Annotated in this window: 9 protein-coding genes; 8 read left to right on the top strand and 1 reads right to left on the bottom strand. The window is 38.3% G+C overall.

The annotated features are described in order from the left end of the window. From ACO1O5_RS16880 to ACO1O5_RS16855, 6 genes are all read left to right on the top strand, one after another. Nucleotides 1-325, top strand: a 325-nt coding sequence (locus tag ACO1O5_RS16880; protein WP_486272294.1) for a hypothetical protein, incomplete at its 5' end; no start/stop codon positions are given. Nucleotides 326-481: 156 nt separating this feature from the next. After that, nucleotides 482-859, top strand: a complete 378-nt coding sequence (locus tag ACO1O5_RS16875; protein ID WP_486272292.1) for a VOC family protein — start codon at nt 482-484, stop codon at nt 857-859. 21 nt (nt 860-880) lie between these two features. Next, nucleotides 881-1,024: a hypothetical protein gene (locus tag ACO1O5_RS16870; protein WP_486272291.1), complete on the top strand. Its 144-nt coding sequence runs from the start codon at nt 881-883 to the stop codon at nt 1,022-1,024. Between the two features lie 227 nt (nt 1,025-1,251). Then, the gene (locus ACO1O5_RS16865) at nt 1,252-4,140 is read left to right on the top strand and encodes a sensor histidine kinase (protein WP_486272289.1); all 2,889 of its coding nucleotides are present in this window, start codon (nt 1,252-1,254) and stop codon (nt 4,138-4,140) included. Nucleotides 4,141-4,163: 23 nt separating this feature from the next. After that, entirely contained in the window at nt 4,164-4,805 is a 642-nt protein-coding gene (locus ACO1O5_RS16860) for a response regulator (RefSeq protein WP_486272286.1), read from the top strand. A 176-nt stretch (nt 4,806-4,981) separates the two neighbouring features. Further along, complete coding sequence (locus tag ACO1O5_RS16855) at nt 4,982-5,371, top strand: response regulator (RefSeq protein ID WP_486272284.1); 390 nt, start codon at nt 4,982-4,984, stop codon at nt 5,369-5,371. 590 nt (nt 5,372-5,961) lie between these two features. Here ACO1O5_RS16855 and ACO1O5_RS16850 read toward each other — a convergent pair. Then, complete coding sequence (locus tag ACO1O5_RS16850) at nt 5,962-6,756, bottom strand: hypothetical protein (RefSeq protein WP_486272282.1); 795 nt, start codon at nt 6,754-6,756, stop codon at nt 5,962-5,964. A gap of 206 nt (nt 6,757-6,962) precedes the next feature. Between ACO1O5_RS16850 and ACO1O5_RS16845 the strand changes: the two genes are divergently transcribed. Further along, entirely contained in the window at nt 6,963-7,364 is a 402-nt protein-coding gene (locus tag ACO1O5_RS16845) for an ester cyclase (RefSeq protein WP_486272280.1), read from the top strand. Nucleotides 7,365-7,735: 371 nt separating this feature from the next. Next, a complete protein-coding gene (locus ACO1O5_RS16840) occupies nt 7,736-8,086 on the top strand; it encodes a YciI family protein (RefSeq protein WP_486272278.1) in 351 nt (116 codons plus the stop codon). The last annotated feature ends 123 nt before the right edge of the window (nt 8,087-8,209 follow it).

The following is an 8,209-nucleotide window of genomic DNA, read 5'->3' as shown; positions in this document are numbered from 1 at the left end:
TATTCCCGTAATAGAGCCAATGATGGGAAAGGAAATGATTATTTATAAAGCAAAAGGTTCAATGAAATATGCGCTGGCAGGAGTTAAAAATTATATGTCGTTACATGTTTTGCCGATATATGGCTCCAATACATTATACTCGAAATATAAATCTCTTTTGCCTAAAGCAAACTTTCAAAAAGGCTGCATCAATTTTAATGATGGTGAAGAAATGCCTTTGGAAATAGTAAGACATCTAATGGTCGATTGTTCAAAAATAGACCTTGTTAAAATTCGGGAGGATTATTTAAGAGAGAAGAAATTAAAGAGTAAAGCAAAGAGGTGAACACTTTTTTTAAAATCAATATTGCGGCGGAAAGAAAATTATAAAGTTGATCGGGACGAAACCGTGAACTGTGGCTGATTGCGGATGCGCATTAAGATAGAGGTGCCAGTGGACAAATAATTTATTAAAAAACTTGTTTTAAACTTTTCAAACTTCATGAACCAAAAAGCCTTATCTATCCGCCCTTTTATTGGTGCTAAAGACTTTGAAGTATCAAGGAATTTTTATCGCGACCTGGGTTTTGAGGAAAGCATTTTATTCCACAACATGTCATATTTCAAAACCCAGGGCCTTGGATTTTATCTACAAGACGCAGATGTGAAAGACTGGATAGATAATACGATGGTTTTTATGGAAGTTGAGAATGTTGATGAATATTGGATCGAGCTATTGGCGCTGAACTTAACAGCGAAATACAAAAATGTAAAACTAACGCCAATTAAAAAATACGATTGGGGCAGCGAATGTTTCCTGCACGATCCCTCGGGTATACTTTGGCACTTCGGAGAGTTCCCCGGTAAACGAAATCAATAAACAGCTAAACAAATTACAATCATGAAAACTATGACCTGTAAACAATTGGGGGGAGCGTGCGACATAGCGTTTAATGCAAACACATTTGAAGAAATGGCTGACATGAGCAAGAAACATGGTATGGAAATGTTTCAAAAGGCGATAAGGATCATCTTGATGCAATGAATGAAATGAAAGAACTTATGAAGACGCCGGATGCAATGAAAACATGGTTTGAAACGAAAAGAAAAGAATTTGAGGCGCTGCCGTAAAGCATGTAGTGAACAAGTGAAATAAGGTGTGGTTTTTCGCAATAGAAATGGCAAATAATTAATACTAATTTTGTTAAAAGTATCGTGGAATGTTGATGCTTTCTTGCGCTTACTCATCTGGAAGTATTAATTCATTCATAAATGAAACAAGCATCTGTAAATACGCAGGCTATTTTAAAAAGAATTACGGATGCTGTAATTGCTCTCGACAAAGATTGGAGTTTCACCTACGTAAACGAAGCAGCAGAACTTTTTTTTGGTAAACCCGCCCATTATCTTATTGGCAAAAATTTCTGGCTTGAATTTCCAAATGAAGCAGGTAGCAATTTTTATAAAGCCGGCATTGACGCAATGGATAGCCAGCAAACTATTTCTATAGAAACGTATAACCAGGAAAAAGAGATGTGGCTTCAAAATAATATGTATCCGTCACCTGACGGGCTTACAATTATATTTTGTAATGTAACCGCTAACAAACAAGCTGCGTTTAATGAACTGCAAAAGCGGATAGAATCGGAACAGAAATTACATGTTGAAAAAGACCTTTCGGATAAAATAATAAATAGTTTGCCCGGTATATTTTACATGTCGGATCAAACGCCCAGGCTTTTGCTTTGGAACAAAGCGTTTGAAACTATTTCAGGGTATACGGCTGAAGAATTAGGATCGATGGTGCCGATTAATTTGTTTGAACCCGGAGATCATCTGCACTTTATGGCTTCTATGGAAAAGGCCTACAGGGAAGGCTTTGCCGATACTGAAGCAAGGCTTATCAGTAAAGACGGGAAGGTAACGCCATTCTATTTTACAGGAGTTAGAACTGAATATATGGGAAAGCCCGCGATGCTGGGCGTGGGTATTGATATTACAGAAAGAATTAAAGCAGAACAAGCTACAAAGGAAAGTGAAGAAAAGTACCGAAACCTCTTTGAAAGAGCCAGCGAAAGTATTGTGGTGCACGACATGACCGGAAATATTCTTGATGTAAATTTTGCCTCTGCAGACTTTTCAGGCTATTCAAAGGGTGAATTAATAAGAATGAAAATAACCGATCTTCTTTTCGCGGAAGACCTGGTGCTATTACCAATACCTCTTGAGAGGTTACAAGCCGGCGAAACAACGCTTACCCGTAGACGAATAAAGACAAAGACGGGTGTGATACGCATAATGGACGTTAGTTCCAGGATGTTGCCGGAGGGCAACGTTATGGCTATTGTAAGAGATGTTACCGAAAAAAGCGAAGCCGAAAGGGCATTAAGTATCAGTGAACTTCGATTTCGCACGTTGGCCGGCAATGCACCAACCGGAATTTTTGAAACTAACGTTAAAGGTGAAACGATATATGCCAATGTTAAAATGGTAGAGTATACCGGCCTTAGTTTTGATGAATTGCTGGGAACAAACTGGATCAAATCGATACATCCGGAAGATCGAAAGGGAGTATTGAAGAACTGGGAGGAGAACGTCGAAATGAAAAAAGAATCATCATCTGAGTATAGAATGGTTCATACAAATGGCGAGGTGAGATGGGTAAGTGGAAAAGCAGTTCCCGTTTACGATAAAAATGACCACTTCTCCGGTTATCTTGGTACCGTTTCCGATATCACAAAAGAGAAACTCGCTCTCCTGGCTCTCAAAGAAAGTGAAGAAAAATATAGAACCTTAGTGGAACAGGCATCGGATGGAATTTATATAGCAGATGCCAATGGCCGCATTGTAACGGTGAATTCAAGCGGTTGCCGTTTATCTGGATATTCCCGGGATGAAATCATAGGTAAGACAATTGATGAATTTGTTCCGGAAGAAGAACTTGTAAAAAATCCGTTGCGCTTTGATGAACTAACGGCTGGTAAAACGGTAATTTCAGAAAGGAAAATAAGAATAAAAAGCGGCGACATACTGCAGATAGAGAGTATCACAAAAATGCTGTCAGATGGCAGGATACTCTCGTTCGTTCGCGATATTACAGAACGCACAAAAGCCCGCGACGAAATCATTAAAGAAAAGAATCTTTCCGATTCCATCATCAACAGTTTGCCCGGTATATTTTATTTATATGATGAAGGCGGGAACTTCCTTCGATGGAATAAAAACTTCGAATTCGTTTCAGGTTATATCGATACTGAAATACTAGAGATGAAACCGCTTGATTTTTTTGATGCCGGTGAAAGAGATTTATTGAAAAAGAAAGGAGAGGAGGTGTTCACCAGGGGAATGGCAGATGTGGAAGCCCATTTCCTTACAAAAGAAAAAACGAAGATTCCATACTACTTCAATGGCTGGAGGGTTATGTTCGAAGGGAAGCCTTGCCTGATAGGCGTTGGGATCGATATATCAGAAAAAAGAAAATCAGAAGAACTATTAATAAAATCACATGAAGATGTAAGGAGACTTGCCTCACATCTTACACAGGTACGCGAAGAAGAACGCAGGAGAATTGGCCGCGAAATTCATGACGAGCTTGGGCAACAACTTACGGCCATAAAAATGGATGTTGCGTGGATCGATAAAAGGACGCCCGGTGAATCAGGCCTTATTAAAAACAAATTAAAAAATATTATAGGGCTGCTCGATGGAAGTAATGAATCTGTAAGAAGAATATTGACTGAGCTTAGCCCCGGCATTATTGATAATCACGGATTGCTCGAGGGGCTTGAAAGTCTGAATCGCCAGTTTGCGGCGGCCACCGGCATATCTGTGGAATTTACGACCAATGAATCAAGAATTAATTTAGTGCAGGAAATTGCCAATTGTATTTTTCGTGTATACCAGGAATCGCTTACCAATATTATGCGTTATGCACAGGCGGACAAAGTTGTAACTTCATTAAATATTACTAAAGATACAGTTGATGTAACCATCAAAGACAATGGAAAAGGATTTGATACAACTGCAATTCAAACCAAAAAATCGTTTGGCATATTAGGAATGAAAGAACGGGTGCTTTCGCAGAATGGAAAATTTGATTTGCAATCAAAGATGGGAAGAGGAACAAAGATTACGGTGACTGTTCCCCACAGGACTGAATAAAATCTGAAATTATTTGTAATAAGATGAAACGAATTATTTTAGCCGACGACCACAGCTTTATACGTTTAGGTCTTATACAGATTCTGAAAGATGAATACCCCAATGTGGAGATAACAGAAGTAAGCGATGGAGAAAGCCTGGTAAAGGCAATAACCTTACAAGATTTTGACCTTGTAATATCCGATCTTGATATGCCGGGCAGAAGCGGGCTCGAAGCCCTGGAACAAATAAAACTTACGAAACCTGGGTTGCCTGTTTTGATACTTAGTATTTATCCCGAAGAATTATATGCGGTCAGGGTTTTAAAGGCTGGCGCTTCAGGATATATGAATAAAAACGCTGCGCCGTATGAATTGATTACGGCTGTTGAACGAATCTTCTCGGGACGAAAATATATTACTCCTGACATTGGTGAAAAATTATTGGAATATCGCGACCTAAATAAAAAGCCCCACGAATTACTTACCAACAGGGAATTTGAAATTTTCAAACTCCTTGCCTCCGGCAAAACAATTACACAAATTTCTGATTCACTTTCATTGGCACTTACAACCATCAGCACTCATCGCGGAAGAATTATGAAAAAGCTGGATCTGGCTACTAATTCTGACTTAACCCGCTATGCCATTGCTCACAACATTATAAGGGATATCGATCTTAGATAAATAATTTTTCTCGCCAGGGATGGTACATTACTATCAACGAACGGTGCCGGGCTATTATACTCCATTATAGTATAACTACTACCTGTACTCGTTATTAAATACTACTTACCTAAGGCATAGATTGCTATCAAAAATTATTGGATAATTAAGGTTCTTTGCGCATTCAAAAAATTTACATGCAGGTATTAATCGTAGATAACTCACGGCTGATTATTGAAAGACTAAGGCTGATGCTTTCCGAAACTGAAAATTTTATTGGCGCTTACGGCGCTGTTTCTTTTGATGAAGGTGCTTGCTTTCTGAGCGAAATAAAGCTTAACGTAGTTTTAATAGACAGTGGTTTGCCCGGCAGTGAATGTATTGACTTATTGAAAAAAGTGAAGGAAGTAGACCTCAATACAAGAGTAATTGTTTTATTAAACGGAGAAGATGATCATATACAATTAAAATATAAAACATCCGGTGCCGATTTCATTTTTGATAAATACCACGAATTTGAGAAAATACCCGCGACGATAAATTCTATTGCTAATGATATAAAAAGAAATAGAATTAATGGAAACTGACAACCGGTAAAAAAACGTTATTCAAAACTTACGTGAAGCGAAATATATCTGCGATGAAATAGGGTATGTAAAATTATACAAGAAAGCCGCGGTGGAGTTGTGGCGCTGGGAGCCTGACCCCGGAAAGGATTTATACTGTGGCTCATACAAGTAGTTTAACACAAGCAGTTAAGAGACTCATTGACGTTACCGGGAAGAATCAAAAATAGCTCTGGTGTTTGATGATCATAAACAACAGGGTTTACAACTTAATATTAAACAACCCCTGCTTACCTGCTGAAACTACATCCTATGTTTAAACCTGAGCGAATGAAAATTCGCGACACCTTCAACAGGCCGTTTCATATTTTGAGCGGCTTGTTTGTTGTTTGAAAAAAAATCAGGATAGTAGATCAGAATTTTTTTATTGCAGAAGTGATTTCCATTTCTTTGTTTTATTCCGGTAGCGGCATCGTTCAGCACCTAATTTACGCTTCTGAATATTTAGCCATCATTACGCAAAGGACGATTACGATCTGTGAGCATTATATGAGAACCAAGCAGGAATAAAAAGAGAGAGTTTATCCCTGCGGCGGCTAACTTGAATCCACTCATTTCCCATCGCCATTTTCCGCAAGTACAAACTTTTGTTTCAATTTTCTTTTTTCGTACAGGCTGTATTTATATTCGCCGGGCATCACGTGCGTTTCAGCATCGTTATCTGTATGTTGATGATGGCGGCCATCTAATTTACCTTGTCCTCCTTCCATAATGTTTTGTCCTGCACCGTTTTTATCACGGGCCTGCCTGACTGGATTGATCGTTACTTCCAGTGTTATGTCTTTGGGAATATCTGCAATGTTGTAACCGGTGCCAAACCATTTTTTATAGGGTATGGCTATTTCATAAGTGAGCTTATTGTCGTCATCCCAATTCATCGCAACATGAATTCCTGAAGTATCATTTATTGGGATGATACCATTTCTCGTAGCAAAGCCTTTTACCTCCATCATGGTATTTTGTAAAATAAAATTGGTACGTCGGCTTTGTTGTTCTGCATCGTCAGTTGTAGGCAGGGAAGCGGACGTTTGTGCAATAGGAAAACTAATGGACACGGTGTGTTTGCCTTTGACACCCACCGCAACTTCCATTCCTGCACGAATGATTTTTGTCTGAAACATATCATCAGGTGCCTGGAAACACAAATACAAGTTTGTATCATCGTTGGCAAAAGCAAAAAACAATTTAGTGCCACTATCGTATAAGCGTAGGGGCAGTTTCCAGTCAGTTGCTTTACCATCTATCTTTATTGGAGAATTTACCCATGCTGACTTCGGCACATCTTCCTGCGCAAAAGATACAACTGAAATTAACAGTAATGCAAGGGTAAAGTTGTGCTTCATCATTTTGATTCAATAATTACTTAATGCGCCAAAACTATTACCAGTTCAAGTATAATAGTAATTAAGGGTGATAAAATAAAGTTATTGTTTGTAAAAGGTGTACGTTTTCATTTAGTAATCACACCATTGATCCAGGCAATTTTTCTAAATTTACTGCTTCTGTAAAAGCGGCGAATGCAACATCGCCTAAAAATTAAAAACAAGCAGCAATGACAGTTGAAGAAAATAAAAAAATAGTTTTAAGGTTCAACAAAGAATTTTTAGAAAAGGGAAACATCGAAATTCTAAAGGAGATAGTAGCAGATGATTTTATTAACCAAACAGCACTAAGTCCGGTTCCAAACAATGTTGACGGACTTATACAATTCATAACGATGATGCATAAAGGCTTTTCAAATTTTAATATTGTGATCCACGAACAGGTTGGAGAAAATGATCTTGTTGCGACACGCAAGACTATACATGCCACACATACCGGGGAAATAATGGGACATCAGCCTACAAACAAACAGGTTGCTTTTAATGTAATGGATTTTATACGCTTGCGTGATGGTAAATACATAGAACATTGGGGACGAAATGATATTATGCAGGTAATCCAGGGTTTATGATTCCATTAATTTGTGATGGGATTTTTGATTAGGATTATCAAGCAATCGCCGATTTAGCTCAGAATCTGGCGGATTAAAAATCTCGGCCTTTTTTTACACCATCCATTCTCTTGTTCCCTCTCAATTAAATTCTACCATTTCAAAAGATCATGCTGTTATATTTCCCAACAAATGCAATTTATACTATCCCATTTACCACCAGGCGCCGCTGATGCATATATTGCTGCCGTAATCATCTAGGGCAAATCCTTATTTGGTACAATTTCCCTAAGCTGAATTGATCATTAAAAAAAATAGCTTTAAACTATTGTCCAATTTGGTAAATTCCATTTGTTATTAGGTATATTTTATAACATTTAAACTTAAAAACAATGGACGAGTACGTATTAATCATGAGACATGAAGACGGTAGCAAAATAGCTTCACCGGAACAGATGCAAATCTGGATGAAACAAACAATGGATTGGATAGGAAGCATTTCTGCCCAAAACAAATTTGTAAGCGGAACGGGCTTACCATTTGCGGATGCCAGAGTTGTGAAAGCAACGAACGCCGGCAAAGTAGTTACCAACGGACCGTTTGGCGACATCAAGGAAACTATCGGGGGCTTCATTACGGTAAGAGCTGATTCTGTTGAAGAAGCAGTTGAATTTGCAAAAGGCTGCCCGGTGTTGCAGGGAGAAGGCAATAGTATGGAAATAAGAAAAGTTGCCAAGAAATGACAGTCTTCACTTAAAAAGATAAAGCCTCAGTAACTACTAACTTTACCGGGGCTTTTTATTTATGAATGAACAGGAAATTATACCGCATTTATTCAGAACGGAGTTCAGAAAAATAACCGCCGT

This window comes from Ginsengibacter sp., from assembly GCF_057362405.1.
Note: the sequence above shows the minus strand (reverse complement) of the source record. Positions and strands in the feature narration are given on the sequence as shown.

What these genes read in the sequence shown, in the direction of transcription:
- ACO1O5_RS16870 (WP_486272291.1), top strand. Translation starts at nt 881, where the DNA reads ATGAAAACTATGACCTGTAAACAATTGGGGGGAGCGTGCGACATAGCG.
- ACO1O5_RS16850 (WP_486272282.1), bottom strand. Translation starts at nt 6,756, where the DNA reads ATGATGAAGCACAACTTTACCCTTGCATTACTGTTAATTTCAGTTGTA.
- ACO1O5_RS16845 (WP_486272280.1), top strand. Translation starts at nt 6,963, where the DNA reads ATGACAGTTGAAGAAAATAAAAAAATAGTTTTAAGGTTCAACAAAGAA.
- ACO1O5_RS16855 (WP_486272284.1), top strand. Translation starts at nt 4,982, where the DNA reads ATGCAGGTATTAATCGTAGATAACTCACGGCTGATTATTGAAAGACTA.
- ACO1O5_RS16875 (WP_486272292.1), top strand. Translation starts at nt 482, where the DNA reads ATGAACCAAAAAGCCTTATCTATCCGCCCTTTTATTGGTGCTAAAGAC.
- ACO1O5_RS16860 (WP_486272286.1), top strand. Translation starts at nt 4,164, where the DNA reads ATGAAACGAATTATTTTAGCCGACGACCACAGCTTTATACGTTTAGGT.
- ACO1O5_RS16865 (WP_486272289.1), top strand. Translation starts at nt 1,252, where the DNA reads ATGAAACAAGCATCTGTAAATACGCAGGCTATTTTAAAAAGAATTACG.
- ACO1O5_RS16840 (WP_486272278.1), top strand. Translation starts at nt 7,736, where the DNA reads ATGGACGAGTACGTATTAATCATGAGACATGAAGACGGTAGCAAAATA.